A 21,527-nucleotide genomic window follows, 5' to 3' on the forward strand; every position below is an offset into this window, starting at 1 on the left:
CAGGCAGATAGAGCGGGAGGCCTGCCTTTCAACCGCCGCATTTGGCCGCGGTTGAAACTGGCGCGCTAGCTGGCTTTTGCAAGCTCTCGGTCGATTGCGGAAACCAGGCGGCTATCGTCCGCCGTGACGTCAGGGGCGAAACGGGCAACGACCTTGCCATTGCGGCCGACGAGGAATTTCTCGAAGTTCCAGAGGATTTCCTTGTCGTCGCCGGCAAGGCCGGCGCCCTTCAGCCGCTCACGCATCGGCCCTTCGCCTGTCGTTTCCACATCGGAGCCGGTCAGGTTCTTGTAGAGCGGGTGCTTGTCCGGTCCCTTGATGGAAATCTTCGAGAACATCGGGAAATCGACGCCGAAGGTGCTGGTGCAGAAATCCAGGATTTCCGCATCCGTGCCCGGCTCCTGGCCCTTGAAGTCATTGGCCGGGAAGCCGGCGATGACGAAGCCCCGCTCGCGCTTGTCGGCATAGAGCTTTTCAAGCCCCTCATACTGCACCGTCAGGCCGCACTTGGAGGCGACATTGACGATGAGCAGCACCTGGCCGCGATATTCGTTGAGCGTCGTCTCACGTCCTTGCACTGTCTTGACCGGAATATCGAGAAGGTCAGTCATTGTTATCTCCAATGAATATGGGGCGAGTTGAATTGGAATTGTCTGGAATCAGGTTCCGCAGAAGGTCTGGAGCACCCGCTCTTCCAGCTTCGGCGGGTCCATATAGGCTGCAAACGCCGGCTGTTCCTCATAGGGGTGCGAAAGAACTGTGAGCAGCGCCTCGAACAGCGAAAAATCGCCGTCCTCAACGGCCGCCTCGATCGCCTGCTCGACCCGATGGTTGCGCGCAATGAAGGCCGGATTGACCTGCTTCATTGCTGCAGCCCGATCACTGGGCATCTGCGGATCGCGCGAAAGCCGCTCGCGCCAGCGCGCTAGCCATTCGGTGCCGGCAGCAGGCTCGCGGAAAGTCGATGTGAATACCGCCTCGGACGCCTCGTCGCCTGCAACAGCCGACAGCCGCCGGAAGGTCAACGTAAAATCCGCTCCCCCTGCCTGCATCAGCGCCAGCAATGACTGGATGAGTTCGAGATCGCCGTCTTCGATTGAAGTCAGGCCGATCTTGCTGCGCATACCCTGCAGCCAATAGGCGTGGAAACGCTCGCCATAGGCCTTGATGATGGCGTTGGCATGCTCGATCGCCTTGTCTTTGTCGGCATCAACAAGCGGCAGCAGCGCTTCACCGAGCCGCGCCAGGTTCCATTGCCCGATGCCCGGCTGATTGGCATAGGCGTAGCGCCCGTGCTGGTCGATCGACGAGAACACCGTCATCGGATCGTAGATATCCATGAAGGCGCAGGGACCGAAATCGATCGTCTCGCCCGAGATCGTCATGTTGTCGGTATTCATCACTCCATGGATGAAGCCCACCTGCAGCCAGCGGGCGATCAGCGCCGCCTGCCGGTCGCAGACAGCTTCATAGAGCGCGAGATAGGGATTTTCCGCCGCCGCCAGCTCGGGATAGTGCCGTTCGATGACATGATCGGCGAGCGCCTTGATGCCGTCCTCGTCGCCACCAGCGGCAAGATACTGGAAGGTACCGACGCGGATATGGCTTGCTGCGACGCGCGTGAACACGGCGCCTGGCAAGATATCCTCACGCCGAACGCCTTCGCCGGTCAGCACGGCGGCAAGCGCCCGCGTGGCGGGAATGCCGAGCGCAAACATCGCTTCGCTGATGATATATTCACGCAGTACCGGACCGAGAGCTGCCCGCCCGTCGCCCCGGCGCGAAAACGGCGTCTGGCCCGCGCCCTTGAGCTGGATATCGCGGCGCTTCCCGTTGCGGTCGATCACTTCTCCGAGAAGGATCGCCCGCCCGTCGCCGAGCAATGGCACGAAATGCCCGAACTGATGGCCGGAATAGGCCATCGCCAGCGGCTCCGCACCGCCAGGCACGAGATTTCCGGAAAAAATTGCTGCGCCATCGCGCTTCAGGACCTCGACATCAAGCCCCAGTTCTCTAGCCAGCGGTTCGTTGAGCTTGATCAGCCACGGCTCAGCCACCTGCGTCGGCGCCTGCAGGGCGAAGAAGTTCTGCGGTAGCCGCACATAGCTGTTGTCGAAGCCGAAGGCGTTGTCCGGCGGGTTTGTCTGCGGGGCGGAGGTCATGACTAATAGGTAGGGCCGCAGATGCGGTCACGCAAGCCGCCTAGGTCCAAACCATCCGCTTCACGAAGGGCAAAAAAGTGCAAGGAATGGTGATCGGCCTTTACCTCTCGGCAAAGCAGATGTGCCATAAAAGACATAGCGCCGCCATGATTGCAGGCGTATAGCAAAACCATCTCCTCTTGGCATTTTTGCCATGTCATCCCCGCGGCCCTGTCGCCCCGTGTGCTCCGCTGCGCCTTTGCGAGTGATCCCTGACGATGTCGGATCAGATTTATCATGCGCCGATGGTCCGGCGTGCAGCACCCAATTTCCGGGTGATCGCGATGATTGTCGCGAGTGCCATGCTCATGGAAAATGTCGACGCAACCGTGCTGGCGACCGCGCTGCCGACGATGGCGCGCGATTTCGGCGTCGACGCCCCGGCCATGTCGATTGCGCTGACCTCCTACCTGCTCAGCCTTGCGATCTTCATTCCCGCCAGCGGCCGCGTGGCAGACAGTTTCGGCTCGCGCACCGTCTTCCGCTCGGCGATCGCCGTCTTCGTAGTTGGCTCGATCCTCTGTGCCTTTGCGCCGACCTTGACGTTCCTCGTGCTTGCCCGCCTGCTGCAGGGCATCGGCGGTGCCATGATGATGCCCGTCGGCCGTCTGGTGCTGATGCGCAGCGTCGACCGCAAGGATATGGTCAGCGCCATGTCCTGGCTGCTGGTGCCGGCGCTGATCGGCCCGATCGTCGGCCCTCCGCTCGGCGGCTTCATCGTCACCTATCTCGACTGGCGTTGGATCTTCTACATCAACGTGCCGATCGGCATCATCGGCATGATCTTCGTGTCGATCTATATCGACGAGGTGAAGGGCAAGGCCGCCGGGCCCTTCGATACGATCGGCTTCATCCTCTCGGGCATTTCGCTCGGCTCGATGCTGTTCGGCTTCGAATTGTCGAGCCATGAAGGGCAGGGTTCCTTCTCGATCTTCCTCATTGCGATCGGCCTGCTCTTCGGCATTGCCTATCTGCGCCATGCGCGCAGGCATCCGGCCCCGATCATGGATTTCTCGCTGATGAAGGTGCCGAGCTTCGGCACCTCTGTCATCGCCGGTTCGCTGACGCGCATCACGCAGGGCGCGCAGCCCTTCCTGCTGCCGCTGCTCTTCCAGATCGGCTTCGGTCTTTCAGCCGCCGCCGCGGGCCAGATCGTCATTTCCACCGCACTCGGCGCGCTGTTCATGAAACCCCTGGCAAAGGCCGTCTTCCGCCGTTTCGGTTTCCGCCGAAGCCTGATTATCAACGGCATTCTCGGCACGATCGGTTACGGTCTCTGCGCCGCCTTCCGGCCGGATTGGCCGATGCCGCTGATCTTCATCGCGCTCGTGCTCAGCGCCTTCTTCATGTCGTTCCAGTTCACCGCCTATAATACCATCGCCTATGACGAGATCAGCCAGGAACGCATGAGCTCGGCCACGAGCTTCTACACCACCTTCCAGCAGCTGATGCTCTCGCTCGGCATCTGCATCGGCGCACTGGCGCTGCATGCTTCGATGGCGTTCAACGATGTCGAAACGCCGAAGCTTGGCGATTTCTCCGCCGCCTTCATCGTGGTTGCGATCATTTCGATCAGCGCCACCATCTGGAACCTGCGCTTCTCGCCGACGGCGGGCGAAGAGATCAGCGGCTACAGGGTCAAGCACAAGAAAGGCGCCGCAGCCCGAGGCTGAGGCGCCTTCCTCTTCGTCAGAGGCCGACAGGTTCCCGCAATCGCCTGCGCCGCAATGGACGCGCCTTGCGTTGGTCCGCCTGGAGCCCGTAGGCCATGCGGCGGTCGAGGTCCTCGAAGGCCGCAAGATCCATATCCTGCAATGCCACCTCCACAGCCGCCTCCGGTCTGGCTTGCTTCTGTTGCCCTTTAATCGCAAGCCACAGATCACGCCAGCTGCGCCGGCGTGTCATTGCCCCCACCATCGTCACGCCATGCCCTCCCGATCACTCCGTCACGCCGCCCGGGGCAGGCACGCTTCGCAGATCGCCGCAACATGGCGGTGGTCGGTGCCGCAGCAGCCGCCGAGCACGTGCACCTGCGGCATGCGGCGAAGGAGCTCGCGGTAGCGCTGGCCCAGATCGGCAGGGTCGCCGGCATCCAGCACCTCACTGTTGTCGAGCTGTTCATGGCTCATGGTCGAAGCGTTGGCGCGGATGCCGGAAATGCGCTTTACCCAGCCACTGCCATGATCGAGCGCCGCCTCGAAATGCGTCGGGTGGGCGCAGTTGATCATGTAGTAGGCTGGCGATCCGCCGGTGGCCGCATCCGTCGTCTCGATCGCATCCTGAAGGCTGCGGCCGGTCACCAGCCTGCCATCTGTCTCCAGCGTGAAGGAGATGGCACAGGGCATGCCGAGCGTGCTGGCTGCCCGCGCAATACCGATCGCCTCGTCGATATTAGTCAGGGTGAAAGCAGCGACCATATCGGCCTCGGTGCCGGCGAAGGTCTCGATCTGGAAGGCGTGATAGTCCTCCGCTTCGTCGGCGCTCATGACGCCCGCCTTGTAGCCGTCGCCGCGCGGGCCGATGGCGCCGCTGACGACAATTGGCTGCTCCGGTCGCTCATAGTCGTGGCGCAAGCCCACGAGCAGTTCGACGGCTTGCTCGTTTGCCGTTTGCAGCGCTTCGGTCGTATAGTTGAGCTTCTGACCCCAGTCGGGATTGGCACGCCATGTGGCGGTGTCGAGCACGAAGCCCGTGCCGTGTCGCCGGGCGATATCCAGGTAGCGGCGATAGTAGTTCTTCGTGCGCTCCCGCCCGTCTTCGGATGCCAGCAATACGAAGGAGGCGAAATGCGGAAGATCGATGCCTTCTTGAAAGATCATCGTGGTTTCCATGCCGCCATCGCTAATGAAGGCGCCGCCTTTAAGCTGCGGCAACCCATGCCTGTACTTTGCCATCGTGAAACCTCTCCAGTCGAGGCGCCTGAAATGACTGCCATCGATGGTCATGTTCTGCCGCTTATTCTGGTGTCAAACTAGGCGACTTGCGGTATACTATCACAGGTTTCGAATTTTGCGGATTGAAATCAATCCCTTGCATGGGCCGGTGCTGCCGGGGGCGCAGGCGGGCTCGATCTAGCTGTCCAGAAAACTGTACCGTGGGTACAGGAGGGGAACATGCGAAAGGGCGAAGAAACGCGGAATCGCATCCTTGATGTGGCGGAAGCAGCGGTCTTGCAGAAGGGGTTCGGCGGCACGTCCATCGAGGAATTGATCGTCGAAACCGGCATTACCAAGAGCGGCTTCTTTTACCACTTCAAGGACAAGAACGAGCTCGCGAAGGCGCTGCTCAACCGCTACATCGAAAACGACGAACGCATCTATGACGAGATCTTCAGCCGTGCGCGCGATCTGATGGATGATCCGCTTCAATCCTTTCTGCTGGGCTTGAAGCTGCTCTCCGAACTGGTCGCCGACCTGCCGAACGGCCATCCGGGCTGCCTCGTGGCGACGGTCTGCTATTACGAGCGGCTCTTCGATCGCGAGATCCAGGAGACCAATCGCAATGCTGTACTTGCCTGGCGCCGCCGCTTCGGCCGCATGTTCCGCGAGATCATGGAAGTCTATTCGCCACGCGAGCCCGTCGATGTCGACCAGCTCGCCGATATGGTTTCTTCGGTGCTGGAAGGCGGCATTGTTCTCTCAAAGACGCTGAAGGAGCCGAATACGCTCGCCGAACAGGTGCTGATGCTGCGCATCTTCGTGAGGATGCTCTTCCTGCCCGCCATCGAGTCGCCGCTCGTTGCCGTCAGACATGAACATATCTATGGCACGGTAAGGAGTGGCGAGCAGCTTTAGGCTTTGCCGTCTTCCAGCTCAGCCGCCAGGCCGGCAAGCTTGCGTACGGTGTTGAGGTTGCGGGACGTGCCTGCCTTCAGTGCCGGAAGCTTCAGCTTCGATCGGCCGGAGCCAATGGGATAGTGCACATAGATTTCGCGCCCGGCGAGCTTTGCTTCCTCGCCGTCGGGCGCCACCAACTGTTCCAGCGCATCCTTGGGTGCTGCCTCGGGTAGGAAATAGACCAGCAGAAAATTCGGCTTGGCCTCGGGGAAGGGCGCGTGGGCGATGATGCCGTCAAGCTCCCTGCGGCTGCGCACCATCACGCCCGGCCGCTTGCCCATCTTCTTTCCCAGTGCCTCGTCGAGCTTCTCCTCCACCACCTTTTCGGCCTCATCCGAGCGGAACAGGACGTTGCCGCTCTGGATGTAGGTCTTCACGTCGGTGAAGCCGAGCTGCTCGCAGATCGACTTCAGCTCGGCCATCGGCAGGGAGCCCGTGCCGCCGACATTCACGGCTCTCAGCAGCGCGATATAGACGGCCATTTCTCCCTCCCTTGGGCGAGTGGCGCACCAGGGCACGCCACATCCGCGCGCCTTACATCTTGCCCGCTACCTTGATCGCAAATGCGTATTCGAATGCGATCTCTTCAAGCCGCTGGAAGCGGCCGGAAGCACCGCCATGGCCGGCGTCCATGTTGGTCTTGAGCAGGATGGGTGCGGCACCCGTCGTCTTGTCGCGCAGCTTTGCGACCCATTTCGCCGGCTCCCAATAGGTGACGCGCGGGTCCGTCAGGCCGCCGAGCGCCAGGATCGGCGGATAGGGCTTGGCGCCGACATTGTCATAGGGCGAATAGGCGGCAATCTGCTCGTATTCGTCGCGGCTCTCGATCGGGTTGCCCCATTCCGGCCATTCCGGCGGAGTGAGCGGCAGCGTGTCGTCGAGCATGGTGTTGAGGACGTCGACGAAAGGAACGGCGGCGATGAGACCCGCGAATTTCTCCGGCGCCATGTTGGCGACCGCACCCATCAGCATGCCGCCGGCAGACCCGCCCTCGGCGATGATGCCAGCGTAGGACGTGAACTTCTCCTGATTCAGATAGTCAGCGGCAGCGATGAAGTCCTTGAAGGTATTGGTCTTCTTGTCCATCTTGCCGTCTTCGTACCAGGCAAAGCCCTTGTCCTTGCCGCCACGAATATGGGCGATGGCATAGACGAAGCCGCGATCGGCGAGCGACAGGCAATTGGTGTTGAAGCCGGCTGGAATGGTAATGCCATAGGCGCCGTAGCCATAGAGCAGGCAGGGAGCGGAGCCGTCGAGCGGCGTATCCTTGCGATAGAGCAGGGTCACCGGTACCTTTTCGCCATCCCATGCCGGAGCAAAGACGCGGCGGGTGACATAGTCGTCAGGGTTATGGCCCGATGGCACTTCCTGCGTCTTCAAGAGCGTGCGCTCGCGGGTGACCATGTTGTAATCGTAAAGCTGCGAGGGCGTCGTCATCGAGGAATAGGAGAAGCGGATGACATCTGTGTCATATTCGGCGGCACCCGAAAGGCCGAGCGAATAGGCTTCTTCATCGAAGGCGATTGCATGTTCTTCGCCGCTCAGGCGGTCGCGGATCATGATCTGCGGCAGGCCGTCCTTGCGCTCGAGCCACAGGAGATGGCGAGCATAGGCCATGTGGCTGATGATCAGAGTGCCCGGCTTGTGCGGCACGACCTCGCGCCAGTTCTCCTTGCCCGGCTTGTCAACGGGCGTTTCCATGATCTTGAAATCCTTGGCGCCGCCGTCATTGGTGAGAATGTAAAAGACGTCGCCGCCTTCGGTCAGCGAATATTCGATGCCTTCTTCGCGCACCGCCACCAGCTTCGGCTCGGCGTTCAGGTCCTTCGTCGACAAGAGGCGGTATTCGCTCGTCTCGTGGTCATGGATGTCGATGTAAATGAAGTCGTCGAGCAGCGAGCCGCCGACGCCCATGAAGAAGCCGGCATCCGCCTCCTCGTAAACCAGCCGGTCTTCGCTCTGCGGCGTGCCGAGGACATGGTGGAAAACCTTCGACGGACGGTGGTTCTCGTCGAGCGCCGAATAGAAGAAACTCTTCCCGTCGGGCGCCCAGACCCCGCCGCCACCGGTATTTTCGATCACGTCGGACAGGTCTTCGAGGCTTGAAAGATCGCGAACCCTGAGCGTGAAGAATTCCGAGCCCTTGTCGTCATAGCCCCAGATGCCGCGGCTGTGGTCCGTGCAATGATCGAGGCCGGCGAGTCGGAAATAGGCCTTGCCGGCGGCTTCCTTGTCGCCGTCGAGAAGGATTGTACGGATCGTCTCGTCTTTCACATTGCCATCGCGCGGGATGCGGAAATAGCGGGGCTGCTCGCCGCCGGTGACGAAGGACGTGCCGTAGGCATGAGGGCCGTCCTTCATCGGGACCGAGCTGTCGTCTTCCTTGATGCGGCCGCGCATTTCGGCGAACAACACCTTCTGCAAGGCCTTGGTGTCTTCCATGGCCGCGTTCATGTAGCCATTTTCGGCTTCCAGATGGGCGCGGATATCCGTGTCGAGGATGGAGGGATCCTTGAACATGGCCTGCCAGTTGTCGGCCCGCAGCCAGGCATAGTCGTCAGTGCGCGTGATGCCGTGCCGCGTATCGGAGACGGGTCTTTTTTCAGCGGCGGGCGGGGCGGGCAGGTTCTTGAAAGCGGTCAAGGAAAGCTCCGTAAAGGGCGGTATCGGTGGGCAAGAGATAGAGGTGCGGCGGGTCATGATCAAGCGTCGGCCGGTGAACCTTATTGAGACAAAATGGCCGGCGCGTTGCCTTGATGTCACCACATTGTTTAAGAATGTCCGCTAGCGCTGCGCGAAAATTGCACCCGCGTCAGGCCTCCGGCAAGCTTCCGGCGGCATTATGATGAATACATAACAGTAAAGGTTTCTCCGTAATGCCGAAACGTCTGGTCCTGTTTATGTCGCTTGCAGCCCTTGCAGCCTCGTCCGCCCTTGCTGTCGATCCCGCCATCAAGAAGCAGCTCGAAAAGCTGGATCCGGCCACCCGCCTCGAGCAGAGCTGCGATACCGAAGCCATGAGCCGCATCAACCAGGACGGCACCGGCTTCCGGCCGGACAAGGTCATCGCGTACACATTCAAGGACCCGATCCCAAGCGATGACCGCCTCGAGGCCCCCGGCGCCGTCTTCCGCAGCAAGGGCGATTGGTATCACCTTTCCTACACCTGCATTACCGGCCCGCAGCACATCAATGTGCGTAACCTGCAGTACAAGATCGGTGACAAGGTGCCGAAGGATAAGTGGACAAAATACTATCTTTACGATTGAGCCCTCGGCCTCTTCCCGGCACTCTCGCATTCCGGTGACGGGCACAGGAATGCGGGCAGATTGAGACATGAACCGCTCGCGCCGGGCGGCATCAGGCCACATGGCCCGCTTCGTTTCTTTGTTTTAATATTGCCTGAAACATCAATTGAATCTGATTCTTCATGAAACGCTTTCTTCTTGGTTCTGCGCTGCTCCTGGCTGCCCCGTCGGCATTTGCCGCCGAAATACTTGCTCCTGCCATGCCAGCCCATACGCCAGCGGCAGCCGGTCCGAAGCTCGTTGAGCCGCATCTGCACATCGCCCGCTCCAACGTATCAGGCCGTGCCCGTATCGCGCTCACCTTCGATGCCTGCATGGGCGAGGCTGATGAGCGCATCCTGTCGACGCTCGTCAGCGAGCGTATCCCAGCGACGATCTTCGTCACCGCCCGCTGGCTGAAACGCAATCCGAAGGCGGTTGCCGTCTTTCTGCAGAATCCCGACCTTTTCGAGCTGGAGAATCACGGCGAGAAGCATATCCCGGCAATCGACAAGCCGGTGCTGGTCTATGGCATTGCATCCGCCGGATCGCCCGATGCCGTCAGGCAGGAGGTGGAGGGCGGTGCTGCCGCCATGGTCGCATCAGGCATTCCGGCACCTCACTGGTTCCGGGGCTCGACTGCCAAATACGATCTCTCGGCCATCGGCCAGATCCGCGCCATGGGATACCGCATCGCCGGTTATTCCGTGAATGGCGACGGCGGCTCGCTGCTGGGTGCGGCGGTCACCGAAAAGCGCATTTCCTCGGCCAAGGATGGCGATGTCGTCATCTCCCATATCAACCAGCCGACCCATGCGGCCGGTGAGGGCGTCGCCAAGGCGCTCGTCGATCTCAAGGCAAAAGGCACGGAGTTCGTCCGGCTGCAGGATGTTGCTGATACGGGCGACGACAAGACGACGGAATAGAGCAATTCCGGCAAAAGTGTGCAGCGGATTGCGTCCGGAATTGCGTAAAAGCAAAGAGATAGAGAACTTTCCTGATTCGAAATAAACGGAAATGCTCTGGGACGGGGCTTATCTCAGTTCCTCGCCGGTCCGCGTCCAATCCGCCGCGAAACTCCGCATGGTCGGCGCATCCCTGTCGAGGGCGAAATCCTCGAACCAGTCACGATGCATGCCGGCGAGCATTGCGCCGATCATCTGGCCGGCGAGGTAGGAGAAGGTGATGCCGTTGCCGCCGTAGCCGTAGGCGGCATAGACGCCGGCCATGCCGGGCACAGGGCCTATCAGCGGCAGGCCGTCTGCCGTTTCGCCGAAGGTGCCGCACCAGGCATGCTCCACCCGTGTATCCGCCTTCGGCCATAGCCGCTTCAGCTTTTCCCGGATCGCCATGACCTTTCCCGGCAGCTTGCGGTCGCGCTCTTCGGGGTCAGTCGTGTCGTCGTCCTCGCCGCCGGCGATGATACGATTGTCGTCAGTGGTGCGCACATAGAGATAGGGATGGCTGTCTTCCCAGAGCAGCATGCCGTCCCGCCAGAGATCGTCAGGCTTCTGCCGCACGGTGGCGAGCGCCCAGCTGGAACTGGTGCGATGCAGCTTCGGCATGTCCAGGCCGGGCATGGAATATCCGGTCGCCAGCACCACATGCCGCGCCTCGATCACATGGGCGCCGTTCGTCTCGGCCGTCACGCGCCCGCCTTCGCTGTGAAGCCCGGTCACCGAGGCGTTGACCAGCCGCGCACCGCGCGAAAAGGCAATCTGCAGCAAAGACCAGGTGAGCAGCAGCGGGTCGGCCTGCGCTGACCCCGGTGAGAGGATCGCTGCATCGCGGTCGAATTCGTATTGGGTGAGGAGATCGGGATGTTCGAGATAGTGGCCCGGCAGTCCCGCCCGGCGGCGAAGCTGCCGTTCGTCCATCAGTTCGCGCGCACCCTCGTGGTTGTTGGCGAGATAGAGCGTATTGCGGGGCTGGAAACCGCAGGTAATGCCATGGGCGGCAATCAGCTTGGCAAGCCCCGCGACACAGGCAGCGCTGCGGCGATAGATGCCGGCTGCCCGCTCGAAGCCATAAAAGGTCTCCAACTCACCGAGCGTGCGGTCGATCTCCCATTGCAGCATCGCCGTGCTTGCCGCGGTGCTGCCGAGCCCGGGCTGTTCGCGGTCGATGACGACCACCGAGAAGCCGCGCGCCGTCAGATGTTCGGCGGCAAGCGCGCCGGTGATGCCGCCGCCGATAATGGCGATATCGGTCTTGAAGCTCTGCTCCAGCGGCTGATAGACTGGTTGCACGCCATTCCTGCCCCAGAGCGAGCAGCCGCCCACGAGCTCGTCGTGGCTGGCTTCGTTGAGATGCAGGTCGGATGCCATAGGCTTGTCTCCGGGCGCTCTCGTTACTTCGGCAGTTGCGGCTGTGGTTTTTCCTCGATCAGCAGTTCGTCGATGATGGTCATGACGACGAGCGACAGCGGAAGGGCCAGCATGGCGCCGACCGCCCCCCACATCCACGTCCAGAAGATGATCGCCAGGAAGACGACGAAGGGGTTGATCTCCAGCCGCCGCCCCATGACCGCGGGGAAGATAAGGTTCTCCATGACGAGGTGCACGGTGAAGAATGCTGCCGCTGGAATGAGGCCGATGACGATGCCGTCATGGGACATGACGCCTGCGATAGCCACGGCAAAGGTCATCATCGTGATGCCGAGATAGGGGATGAAGCTGGAGATGAAGGCGAAGAAGCCCCAGAGAACGGGCGTCGGCAGACCGCCGGCATAGGCGATGATGGTCATGACGACACCAAGCGCGACATAGATCAGCGAGGCTGTCGCGAAATAAAAGCCGAGCGCCTGTTCCACCGCATTGATGACGCGGATTGCCGCGAGCCTCTGCGCACGCTCGCGGAAGGTCATGATGATCGTCTTGCGCAGGCTGACACGGCTGGCAAGAAAAAGCAGCAGGGCAGCAAAGAAGATCAGCCCCTGTACCAGCGCCGGCGTCAGGTTCGTCGTCACCACGTGCAGGACGTTGCCGGTATTCGCAAGCAGGGATTCGATGGACATAGGCCCGCTCTGGAAAGTCGCGGGCGTGATGTGCAGCCACTCGATCCGTTCCAGATAAGGCATGATGCGCTGTGTGGTGCGATCGATGAAATCAGGCGCGTCATTGGCAAGCATCGTCAGTGGTCCGGCAAGCGAATTGACGAGCAAAAAGATGACAAGCGCGACGCCGCTGGAAAGCAATACGGCATTGGCAAGCCGCGGCACGCCCATCTTCGAAAGTTTCTCGGCTGCCATCCCGAGGATCATGCCGACGACTACGGCGAGCGTGATCGGGATCAGGATCAGCGACATCTGATAGACGGCGGCAAGCCCGAGGATGCCGAAGATGCCGATGATGGCCCAGGCCATGCTGACATCGAGCCCATCCTTCTCGACGCGCCGCACCGGTGCCGGTGGCAGCCCCTCGGCTGCTTCCTGCAGCGTTCGCGCCCATGCGCTGGTATGGCGTTCGCCAAGACGGATCTTGCTTGCCTGTTTCCGGATGCCGTTGGCGATACCCATGTGCGATAAGTCCCCGAAGCCCGATTGCTTCGCCAATCAACGCACAGGGGTTGCCACAGGTTCCCCTCTGGTATCGAGCCATCTAGGCAGCCCGCTGTCGCGCGACGAAATCCACGAAGGCGCGTAGCGGCGGCGGCATCTGGCGCCGGCTCGGATAATAGAGGTGAAAGCCGGGGAAGGGCGGTGTCCACTCGTCGAGCATGCTGATGAGCCGCCCGGCGGCGAGATGTTCCGCCACGTGATAGTCGAAGAGATAACCGATGCCGACGCCATCGAGCACGGACCGAAGCATCAGATCGTTGTCTGTGGTGCTGAGGGGCCCCGAAACGGCAGCCTCAAGCTTCTCGTCGCCGCGCTCGAATTCCCAGTGATAGAGGCTGCCATCCGTCGGCCAGCGGGAGACGACGCAGGAATGGTCGCGCAGGTCGCGTGGCGTGTCCGGGATGCCGTGGCGCGCGATGTATTCGGGCGAGGCGACGACGACGAGCCGCATCTCGCCGCCGAGTTTCACGCTCACCATGTCCTTTTCCACCATCTCGCCCAGCCGGATGCCGGCATCGAAGCGGTCGGCGACGATATCGGAGAGTTTGTCATCCACGATGATGTCCATGACGATATCGGGAAAGGCGGCGTGGAAAGGCGCAATCAGCGGCGCCAGCCTGTGTACGATCGCAACCCGCGGCGCGTTGATGCGCAGCAGGCCGGCCGGTGTATCGCGCAACGCAGAAACATCCGCCACCGCCTGGTCGAGATCGGCAAGCGCCGGCAGCAGCCGGGCAAGCAGCCGCTGGCCCGCCTCGCTCGGCGCCACGCTGCGGGTCGTGCGGTTGAGCAGCCGGATGCCCATCCGCTCCTCGAGCGTGCGGATCGTCTGGCTGAGCGCGGAGGCGGATATGCCGAGCCGGGCGGCCGCCCGGGCAAAATTGCCGTGCTCGGCGACCGCGGCAAATGCCCTGAGTTCCGCATAGTCACTCCCGCGCATTATACTCTCTTTTCTAAGGAAGCCATGCCGATAGTGTAGCATTGTTGTCAGTATCGGCAAGGCGCATCTTCTGTCTGCAACACAGGAGATCATCCATGACTGATACATTGTCCCTTGACCGCTACCGTCTCCTCGGCCGTTCCGGCCTCCGCGTTTCGCCGCTGTCGCTCGGCGCCATGACCTTCGGAACAGACTGGGGCTGGGGCGCGGATGAGCAGGAGTCCCGCCGCATGTTCGACGCCTATGTCGATCGCGGCGGCAACTTCATCGATACCGCCAATCAATATACCGGTGGCACCTCGGAAAAACTCGTAGGCCGCTTTGCCGAAGGCCGCCGCGACGAGCTTGTCATCGCCACCAAATATACGATTACCTCGCGCCCGAAAGATCCGAATTCCGGCGGCAATCATCGCCGCAGCATGATCCGTTCGGTAGAAGACAGTCTGAAGCGACTGAATACCGACTACATCGATCTCTTCTACCTGCATGCCTGGGATTTCACGACCTCGGTCGAAGAGGTCATGCGCGGGCTCGACGATCTCGTTACTGCCGGCAAGATCGTTTATGCCGGCATCTCCGACACGCCCGCCTGGCAGGTTGCGCGCATGCAGACGCTGGCCGACCTACGTGGTTGGGCACCGCTGGTCGCCTTGCAGATCGAATACAGCCTGATCGAACGCACGGTGGAACGCGAACTGATCCCGATGGCCCATGAACTCGGCCTCGGCGTCATTCCCTGGTCGCCGCTCGGCATGGGCGTTCTGACAGGCAAATACAGCCGCTCCGATCTCGATATCGGGGCGGGAACGGCAAGTGCGGTCGGCACCCGTAAGAATGTCGCCGCCGGCAACGGTGCGCTGACGGAACGCAGTCTCGGCATCGCCGATGTCGTGAAGCAGGTCGCAGCCGAAATCGGCAAGACGCCTGCGCAAGTGGCGATCGCCTGGACGCTCACCAACCCGGCCGTGACCTCGCCGATCATGGGCGTCAAGACGATGGCCCAGCTCGAAGACAATCTTGGTGCGCTCGATGTCGTCCTGTCGGACGAACACCGCGCGCGCCTCGCCGAGGCAAGCGCGATTGTCCTTGGCTTCCCGCATGATTTCCTGGCCAAGCCGCTGACGCGCGGCGTCATGTTCGGCGAGGTGACCATCGAGCCCCGCCGTTGAAGTCTGCCACATCCAAAATGGAAATGGCGCCGGAAACGGCGCCATTTGTCGTTTGGACGCTTTGCTGCGAAGAGCCTAGCCGTGCCGTTCCAATTTCACCGCCCAAGTGCAATGGAAAGCGGGACGGCAATGTAGCCTGATGGCGGTGCCGTTTCCGCTCCGGCCGGCGCAAGCACCGGCGGCGGCAGATTTTCATCTATTTTTGCCGGGCCGATACGGTTCCAGTCGTAGAGGAAGATTTCCTCGTAGAACTTGGCGATCTCCACATCATAGAAGATCAGGCTCGCATCGCGGTTGAAGCCGGTGCCGGCTGTCGTCCAGTTGTGGCTGCCCATCAGGACGGCTTCGCTGTCGATGATAATTCCCTTGGTATGGCAGTTCTTCTGCTTGCGGATCTTGTTGGTATCGAAGCCGTAATCCTTGGCATTGCTGATGACGTCGCGGTCCTCGGAGCCGAAGCTGCGGAAGATGATGCGCACGTCGAGGCCACCCTTTTGCTTTTCAAGCAGCGCATCCAGGAGCCGGCGATAGTTGTCGCCCACTGTCTTGGTATTGAAGCTCTGGTTCTGGAAATAGATCCGGCTCTTGGCCGATTGGATGAACGGCAATACGACGTCGATATAGTTGTCGGGCGTCAGGATCGGCTGCACGTCGATCGTGCGCTCGCCGGTCAGCGGCTGGAAATAGCGCGGCTTCTGAGGCGCTTCGAGCGTATCCATGGCGAGATTGGCTGGGAGGAACACCAGCTGTTCCGGCACGATGCTCGCCTCCGTCACCGTCTTGGCCTCTGCAAGATCGCGCAGGATATGCGCCTCGTAGAGTTTGCTGAGCTCAGCGTTTTCAAGAATGGCATGCCATTCGCGATTGTAGAGCCGCAGCGCCGATGCCTCGTCATCCTTGTTCGTCAAAGGCGCCACGTTTGGCTGGTTGGAACTTTGCCAGTTGCCGCTCGAGAGCCACATGGCCTTGTGGTCACGCACGGCGACCTTGATATGATAGGCGGAATCGAAGATGCCATCCTTGCCGACGCTGGCCGGCGCGAAATCGAACTTGTTGCCCTTCGCATCGCGGATCTGCGCGACCGCCTCGGCATCCGTCAGGTCGCCATCATGCACCTTTCCGCCCATCTGCAGCACCATGGAGATGGTCTCGGCCTGACCCTTGACCGCATCCAGCACGCCGTTGGCGACATTCGTCGCTCCGAAATCGTACATGGCAACGACCAGCGAGGTGCGGGTCTTCGACAGGAACGGGCTAAGCTGCGGCCAGCTTGCGTCGGGTCCGGTATGGATGACGAATTTGCCGCTGACCGGGCGCCGGCTCAGTGGCAGATCGGGGCGCGGCTTGTAATTCGTGTGCCAGCTTGCTGTCGCGGCTTCGTCCAGATCGATGCCGAAGAGATCCTGTGCCGAGGCGACGGTGATATCGGTGCGAACGCCATCGATATAATCAGGCAGTTTCGTGCGGCCGCGTGCTTCCAGGGCACCCAACTCGAGCTTGCGATTGACCGCAATCACGACGGCGCGCTGATCGGTGATCTCGCCATTCTCGAAGCGATAGCCCGGTTTGATTGCGACGACATCCTCGCGATTGGCAAATTGCGATCGCGCGCTGCGCACCGCTGCAAACACCTGTTCCTTGGTCGGCATCGCGATCGGCGCAACCGCTGCCGCATCAATGCCGGAACCGGCCGTATTCACGACGAAGGTCGACCCCAAAGAAGAGAGTGTCGGTCCGCCGGAAAGCGATGATTGCAGCGCAGCTGTATCGAGTTCAACGGTGATCTTCAGTGGCACCGTGAACGTTACTTTCCCGCCGTTGCTGCCTGTTCCGTTTCCGCCGCCGCTGCTATTGCCGTCCTTGCTGCTCACGATGATCTCCCCGTTCGATGGCGCTTCGAGCAGTCCGCGGGCGCGTTGCAGGCAGCGCTGCAGCACGGCTGCCGGGACCGCGTCATTCTCGATAAATTCGGTGCCGCTGTAGTGAAGCCCGGTCACCCTGCCGGTGCCGATGTCGAGCAGCGGAGAGCCGGAATTGCCGCCGAGGGTGGAGCAGGAATGCGTGACACGGTTCTCATCGGCGGCCAGCAGGTTTCCGACCGCAAGCCGCTTCTTGGTGAAGACGCCGCCAAAGATCTTTTCGGCAAGCCTCTGGTCGGAAAAGCGGGAATCGCTGGCGGGATAACCGATGGCGGCAACCGGCAGATTGCGTACTGGCAGATCGACAGCAAGGTCGAGTTTCAAACGTCCGACCGGCGAGGACTTTTGCTCCAGTTTCAGGAAGGCGACATCGGGCCCGCTTTCCGGCGCCACCCAGACGACGCGTTCGATCTTCACCTCGTCGCTGGCGTCATTGCCGTATTCTTCCAGGAAGTCGATATTGACGCCGATCTCGCGGCGTGCGTCGAAACCGATCTTGAACCTGAAGCCGGTGCCGCTTGCTTCGGCGAAAAGATTGGCCACATGCCGGTTGGTTACAACGAGGCCATCATCGATCACCCAGGCCGTGCCGGCATAATCGCGATCGGCGTTGCTCACGTCGACACGGCCGATCGAGACCATCGCCCGGTTCACATTCGCGGCGTTTTCCGTGAGGATGCGACGCCACGCCCTGGCCTCCTCGCGGGCGCTGTCGATATCGACGGCATTGTTCTTGACGAGGAAAACCGGCGTGCCCACGGCAAAGACGATCGTCTCGTCGTTACCAACAGGTGGCGGCCCGATATCCACCCCTTCCTCGACAGGCTGGTCTTTGTTCATCAGGGCGCGCACGCCCCCATAGCGGACGTTCATGGCGCGGCCGGCTTCGCTAAGCCATTCCGGTTTATCGGCGCTGTGCATCAGCGCCCGGATATCTGCCTGCACATCAGGCGGACTGGCAGCCGCGACCTGCTGCGCCACCAGCTTGACGCGCTGGGAGTCCTCGACTGTCATTCTGCCTCCTCAGTCCGTAAGCGGACATTTCGTTGGGCTACGATCGGGAATGGCTGCGAAATCTATTGAGGGTTGCAAAGTAGATGGATACGCCCAGTTTATTACAGCGGCATGATGGCGTCGAGACCCGCTGCATCGCCAGCCTGTGGCGACTGGTAATTGCCTGAAAACAAAAGGGTCGTTTCGGAAAATGCCGAAACGACCCTTCTGATATTGTCTGAGGGTGGACGCCTTAGGCTGAAAGCGTCAGCCCTATGCCCCACGGATCCCTGAGGAAGACGCCGCCGTCGCGTTTCTCGCTCTTGATCTCCAGTTCGTCGAGCTTCAACACGGCCTTGTCGAGCGTTTCCTTGTCGTTGAAGCGAATCTTGTAGTCGGAAAGGCCGGTCATGTGGTCGGCGCGCATGCCGGCGCCGCGGCTGTTCCAGATATTGGCGGCGAGATGGTGGTGATAGCCGCCGCTTGCAAAGAAGCTCGCGCTCGGATAACGGGCCATCACCTTCAGGCCAAGCACGTCGCGATAGAAGGCATCCGCCTGCGGAATGTCGCCGACCTGCAGGTGGATGTGACCGATCGCAGTGCCGTCAGCCATTCCGGTCCAGGCGTCATCGGGGGCGCTATTGTAGAGCGTCTGCAGATCGAGCCGCAGGGTCGCCATCTCCACCATGCCGTCTGGGTGGAATTTCCAGCCTTCATGTGGCCGGTCGGCATAGATTTCGATGCCGTTACCCTCCGGATCGGAAAGATAGATCGCCTCGCTGACCACATGGTCGGACGCGCCTTCGAGCGTGACATTGTTCTGCGCAGCATGACGAAGCCAGCGCGCGAGCTCGGTACGATTGGGTACGAGGAAGGCGGTGTGAAACAGGCCGGCGGCGTTGCGGGGCGCTTCGCGTGCGTTGCTATCCGTCGTCAGCGTCAGGAGCGGCAGGCCGGCAACACCGAGAACCTCACCGCTTGCGGTCTTTTCGAGCACCGAGAGACCAAGCATCTTCTGATAGAAACCGGAGACCGCCGCCAGGTCTCTTACGACCAGGTGCGACTGGTCGATATAGGCAGGGCGCGTCAGCGCATAGGAAGTTTCTGATGATGTCATGAAATGATCTCCTGCCCTGGAATTGAAAGGCGTACCGGCGGTGGCGGCAAGTGTGCCGCCCGTAGCGAGCGCGAGGAATTTTCGCCGGTCCATTCGCCTGTAAGCTCCCCTCGGCTGCTGTACTTGATATCTATATGGCCTATTCGCATTGTTCACAGAAGGCCCATTTTTGACGATGAAGCGTTCTGAAAACGTTGACGATGCCTGGCTCTCCACTTGATATCAGTCAATGCGCTTTATCTATCCAGAGAGGATAGTTGACGACGAAGAGCAACACCTCAAGGAGGATCGCATGTACAGGAAGATCATCGTTCCGATTGAAATCGGCAGCATCGAAAAAGGCGAGAAGATTTTCCGCAAGGCGGAAAAGCTGCTCGACGATGGCGGCGAGATCATCCTCCTCAACGTCGTCGAGGATATTCCGACCTACGTCGCCATAGAGTTGCCGGCAAACGTCGTTGAAAACGCCATGAAGGAAGGCCGTGACAGGCTGGATAGCCTCGTTGCCAAGACCGGCATTCCGGCCACCGTCGAAGTCCGCAACGGTCCGCCCGCCAACGGCATTCTGGCCGCTGCCGAAAACCACGGTGCCGATCTCATCATGGTCGCCTCGCATCTTCCCGATATCTACAACTACTTCATCGGTGCCACCGCCGATCGCGTGGTGCGTCACGCCAAGTGCTCGGTGCTGGTGGACCGGTAGGACGTGAAACCCATGGACATGAAATTACAGGAAAAGATCCTGCGTGATCGCTGGCACGAACTGACAACGCGCCTGCGAAAGATCGACACGGATCTCGGCCGCACCAAGGCGATCGATGACGAAGACCGCGCCATCGAAAACGAGAACGACGAAGTGCTGGAAGGTCTCGGCCAGGCCGGAGAAGAGGAGTTGCGCGCCATTGATGCCGCCCTCGAACGCATCGCCAAAGGCACTTACGGCACCTGTGCCCGCTGCGGCGCCGGGATCTCCGCGGCCCGCCTTGCAGTGCTGCCGCAGACGCCGCTCTGCGAGGATTGCGCGGCGGGCAAGTAAGCGCGCCATCAAGAACACGCTTGGCTCGTCACAAAGATTTAACCTGACGCCACCAGGCGTCCGGTTGCGCCTTGCCCAATTCGGTGCGACCATCCCCTTACTCTGAGTAAGGGTGCGTGCATGGGCGAGTTCAACGGCATTCGCTGGGCCTACGACAGATATGAACTGATCGCGGACGGCATTGTTCATGGCGTCGGGCTGTTCTTTGCGCTGATCGGCGTGACCGTACTGATCTTCTACGCCACTCTTTGGAGCCCGGCCGGCGCGCTTGTTGCCGCCTGGGTTTACGGCGTGGGACTGGTGCTGACGCTCGGCATTTCCTTTTCCTACAATATCTGGCCGGTTTCGCGCACCAAATGGTATCTGCGCCGGTTCGATCATTCGGCGATCTTCATCCTGATAGCCGCCACCTACACGCCCTTTCTGGAGCGCGGCGCCGATGACCCGCTGCTCTTGGGTACGCTGATCGCCATCTGGGCGATCGCAGCCTTCGGCATCTTCGTCAAATGTGTTTTCCCGGGCAGGTATGACCGGCTGGCGATCCTGCTTTATCTCGCCATGGGCTGGAGCGGCGTACTGGTGGCAGAGCCCGTCGCTTCGCGCATTCCCTATGCCTCCATGCTGCTGATCATCATCGGCGGCATCATCTATTCGCTAGGCGTCATCTTCCATGTCTGGGAAAGGCTCCGCTTCCAGAATGCGATCTGGCACGCCTTCGTGGTGGCCGCCGCCGCCGTGCACTATTCGGCCGTGCTGACCTGCTTCAGCCTCTCGGTCCCCACCTTCTGACATCTTGCGTTTACATAAGCCCGCGCCCGGCGTATGCCCCGTGCAAACAAGCTTATTCGAACACGACCATTCCGAGCCGGGCCTGCCACATGACCAATACCGTTCTTATCAGGGACGCTGCCGAAGCTGATCTTCCTGCTGTCAGAGATATCTACAATCACGCCGTCGAACATACGACGGCGATCTGGAACGAAACGCTTGTCGATCTCGACAACCGGCTGGAATGGTTCAAGGCCCGCAAGGGCAGGGGCTTTCCGGTCATCGTCGCCGAAATGGATGGCAAGGTCGCCGGCTACGCCTCTTACGGTGATTGGCGTGCTTTCGATGGCTACCGCCACACGGTCGAGCATTCCGTCTATGTCGACAAGGATTGCCGCGGCGCCGGCATCGGCGAAAAGCTGATGCGTGCATTGATCGAGCGCGCCAGCGCCGCCAACATCCATGTCATGATTGCCGGCATCGAGGCCGAAAATGCCGCCTCCATCAAACTGCACGAGAAGCTCGGGTTCCGCATCGCCGGCACATTTTCCGAGGTCGGCATCAAATTCGGCCGCTGGCTGGATCTGACCTGCATGGAACTGCGCGTACCGAAGGCCTGATAGGGCCGGTTCCAGATTGATTGCTGGCGAGGACTAACCATATTTTTATCGTAGTCTGCGCCTTGTAGGAATCTCTGATGGC

20 protein-coding genes are annotated in these 21,527 nt (G+C 60.9%); 9 read left to right on the top strand and 11 right to left on the bottom strand.

The features are described 5' to 3' along the window. Positions 1-65: 65 nt before the first annotated feature. Both FHT93_RS15960 and FHT93_RS15965 read right to left on the bottom strand, forming a co-directional pair. Complete coding sequence (locus tag FHT93_RS15960) at positions 66-611, bottom strand: glutathione peroxidase (protein ID WP_183848276.1); 546 nt, start codon at positions 609-611, stop codon at positions 66-68. 48 nt (positions 612-659) lie between these two features. Next, positions 660-2,162, bottom strand: coding sequence for a protein adenylyltransferase SelO (locus FHT93_RS15965; protein WP_183848278.1), 1,503 nt, complete (start codon positions 2,160-2,162; stop codon positions 660-662). Between the two features lie 257 nt (positions 2,163-2,419). Between FHT93_RS15965 and FHT93_RS15970 the strand changes: the two genes are divergently transcribed. Continuing rightward, on the top strand, positions 2,420-3,874 hold the full coding sequence (locus tag FHT93_RS15970) for an MDR family MFS transporter (RefSeq protein ID WP_183848279.1): 1,455 nt from the start codon (positions 2,420-2,422) through the stop codon (positions 3,872-3,874). Positions 3,875-3,890: 16 nt separating this feature from the next. On the opposite strand, the gene FHT93_RS15975 is transcribed toward FHT93_RS15970, so the two are convergent. Next, on the bottom strand, positions 3,891-4,106 hold the full coding sequence (locus FHT93_RS15975) for a hypothetical protein (protein WP_246781611.1): 216 nt from the start codon (positions 4,104-4,106) through the stop codon (positions 3,891-3,893). A gap of 41 nt (positions 4,107-4,147) precedes the next feature. Continuing rightward, positions 4,148-5,095 (bottom strand): homocysteine S-methyltransferase family protein, encoded by a 948-nt coding sequence (locus FHT93_RS15980; RefSeq protein WP_112543143.1) that lies wholly within the window; start codon positions 5,093-5,095, stop codon positions 4,148-4,150. A gap of 219 nt (positions 5,096-5,314) precedes the next feature. Between FHT93_RS15980 and FHT93_RS15985 the strand changes: the two genes are divergently transcribed. Beyond that, the gene (locus FHT93_RS15985; protein WP_112970959.1) at positions 5,315-5,995 is read left to right on the top strand and encodes a TetR/AcrR family transcriptional regulator; all 681 of its coding nucleotides are present in this window, start codon (positions 5,315-5,317) and stop codon (positions 5,993-5,995) included. On the opposite strand, the gene FHT93_RS15990 is transcribed toward FHT93_RS15985, so the two are convergent. Together FHT93_RS15990 and FHT93_RS15995 are read right to left on the bottom strand one after the other, a co-directional pair. Next, positions 5,992-6,519: a DUF1697 domain-containing protein gene (locus tag FHT93_RS15990; RefSeq protein ID WP_183848281.1), complete on the bottom strand. Its 528-nt coding sequence runs from the start codon at positions 6,517-6,519 to the stop codon at positions 5,992-5,994. The genes FHT93_RS15985 and FHT93_RS15990 overlap by 4 nt on opposite strands. A 52-nt stretch (positions 6,520-6,571) precedes the next feature. After that, entirely contained in the window at positions 6,572-8,680 is a 2,109-nt protein-coding gene (locus tag FHT93_RS15995) for a S9 family peptidase (RefSeq protein ID WP_183848282.1), read from the bottom strand. Positions 8,681-8,913: 233 nt separating this feature from the next. On the opposite strand from FHT93_RS15995, the gene FHT93_RS16000 reads away from it, so the two are divergent. Together FHT93_RS16000 and FHT93_RS16005 are read left to right on the top strand one after the other, a co-directional pair. Next, on the top strand, positions 8,914-9,306 hold the full coding sequence (locus tag FHT93_RS16000; protein WP_029868963.1) for a DUF930 domain-containing protein: 393 nt from the start codon (positions 8,914-8,916) through the stop codon (positions 9,304-9,306). A 161-nt stretch (positions 9,307-9,467) separates the two neighbouring features. Beyond that, positions 9,468-10,250: a polysaccharide deacetylase family protein gene (locus FHT93_RS16005; protein WP_112543101.1), complete on the top strand. Its 783-nt coding sequence runs from the start codon at positions 9,468-9,470 to the stop codon at positions 10,248-10,250. A gap of 108 nt (positions 10,251-10,358) precedes the next feature. Here the strand turns inward: FHT93_RS16005 and FHT93_RS16010 are convergent, their stop codons facing one another. The 3 genes from FHT93_RS16010 to FHT93_RS16020 all read right to left on the bottom strand — a co-directional run bounded on the left by FHT93_RS16010 (position 10,359) and on the right by FHT93_RS16020 (position 13,823). Next, positions 10,359-11,651, bottom strand: coding sequence for an FAD-dependent oxidoreductase (locus FHT93_RS16010; RefSeq protein WP_183848283.1), 1,293 nt, complete (start codon positions 11,649-11,651; stop codon positions 10,359-10,361). Between the two features lie 23 nt (positions 11,652-11,674). Beyond that, a complete protein-coding gene (locus FHT93_RS16015; protein WP_029868960.1) occupies positions 11,675-12,841 on the bottom strand; it encodes an AI-2E family transporter in 1,167 nt (388 codons plus the stop codon). Between the two features lie 82 nt (positions 12,842-12,923). After that, positions 12,924-13,823 (bottom strand): LysR family transcriptional regulator, encoded by a 900-nt coding sequence (locus FHT93_RS16020; RefSeq protein WP_183848285.1) that lies wholly within the window; start codon positions 13,821-13,823, stop codon positions 12,924-12,926. A gap of 95 nt (positions 13,824-13,918) precedes the next feature. Between FHT93_RS16020 and FHT93_RS16025 the strand changes: the two genes are divergently transcribed. Next, positions 13,919-14,992, top strand: a complete 1,074-nt coding sequence (locus tag FHT93_RS16025) for an aldo/keto reductase (protein ID WP_183848287.1) — start codon at positions 13,919-13,921, stop codon at positions 14,990-14,992. Between the two features lie 95 nt (positions 14,993-15,087). On the opposite strand, the gene FHT93_RS16030 is transcribed toward FHT93_RS16025, so the two are convergent. Next, positions 15,088-17,925 (bottom strand): phospholipase D-like domain-containing protein, encoded by a 2,838-nt coding sequence (locus FHT93_RS16030; protein ID WP_183848289.1) that lies wholly within the window; start codon positions 17,923-17,925, stop codon positions 15,088-15,090. A gap of 232 nt (positions 17,926-18,157) precedes the next feature. Next, a complete protein-coding gene (locus tag FHT93_RS16035; RefSeq protein ID WP_183848290.1) occupies positions 18,158-19,114 on the bottom strand; it encodes a VOC family protein in 957 nt (318 codons plus the stop codon). Between the two features lie 199 nt (positions 19,115-19,313). Here FHT93_RS16035 and FHT93_RS16040 point away from each other — a divergent pair, with 199 nt between their 5' ends. The 4 genes from FHT93_RS16040 (at position 19,314) to FHT93_RS16055 (ending at position 21,445) form a co-directional block, all read left to right on the top strand. Beyond that, positions 19,314-19,724, top strand: coding sequence for a universal stress protein (locus FHT93_RS16040; RefSeq protein WP_018114083.1), 411 nt, complete (start codon positions 19,314-19,316; stop codon positions 19,722-19,724). 12 nt (positions 19,725-19,736) lie between these two features. Then, positions 19,737-20,057 carry a TraR/DksA family transcriptional regulator gene (locus FHT93_RS16045; protein WP_112543106.1) on the top strand — a complete coding sequence of 107 codons (321 nt, stop codon included), beginning with the start codon at positions 19,737-19,739 and terminating at the stop codon, positions 20,055-20,057. Between the two features lie 120 nt (positions 20,058-20,177). Continuing rightward, a complete protein-coding gene (locus tag FHT93_RS16050; RefSeq protein ID WP_183848292.1) occupies positions 20,178-20,846 on the top strand; it encodes a hemolysin III family protein in 669 nt (222 codons plus the stop codon). Between the two features lie 89 nt (positions 20,847-20,935). After that, a complete protein-coding gene (locus FHT93_RS16055; protein ID WP_113145906.1) occupies positions 20,936-21,445 on the top strand; it encodes a GNAT family N-acetyltransferase in 510 nt (169 codons plus the stop codon). The last annotated feature ends 82 nt before the right edge of the window (positions 21,446-21,527 follow it).

The organism is Rhizobium sp. BK379 (assembly GCF_014193955.1).
Lineage (GTDB): Bacteria > Pseudomonadota > Alphaproteobacteria > Rhizobiales > Rhizobiaceae > Rhizobium.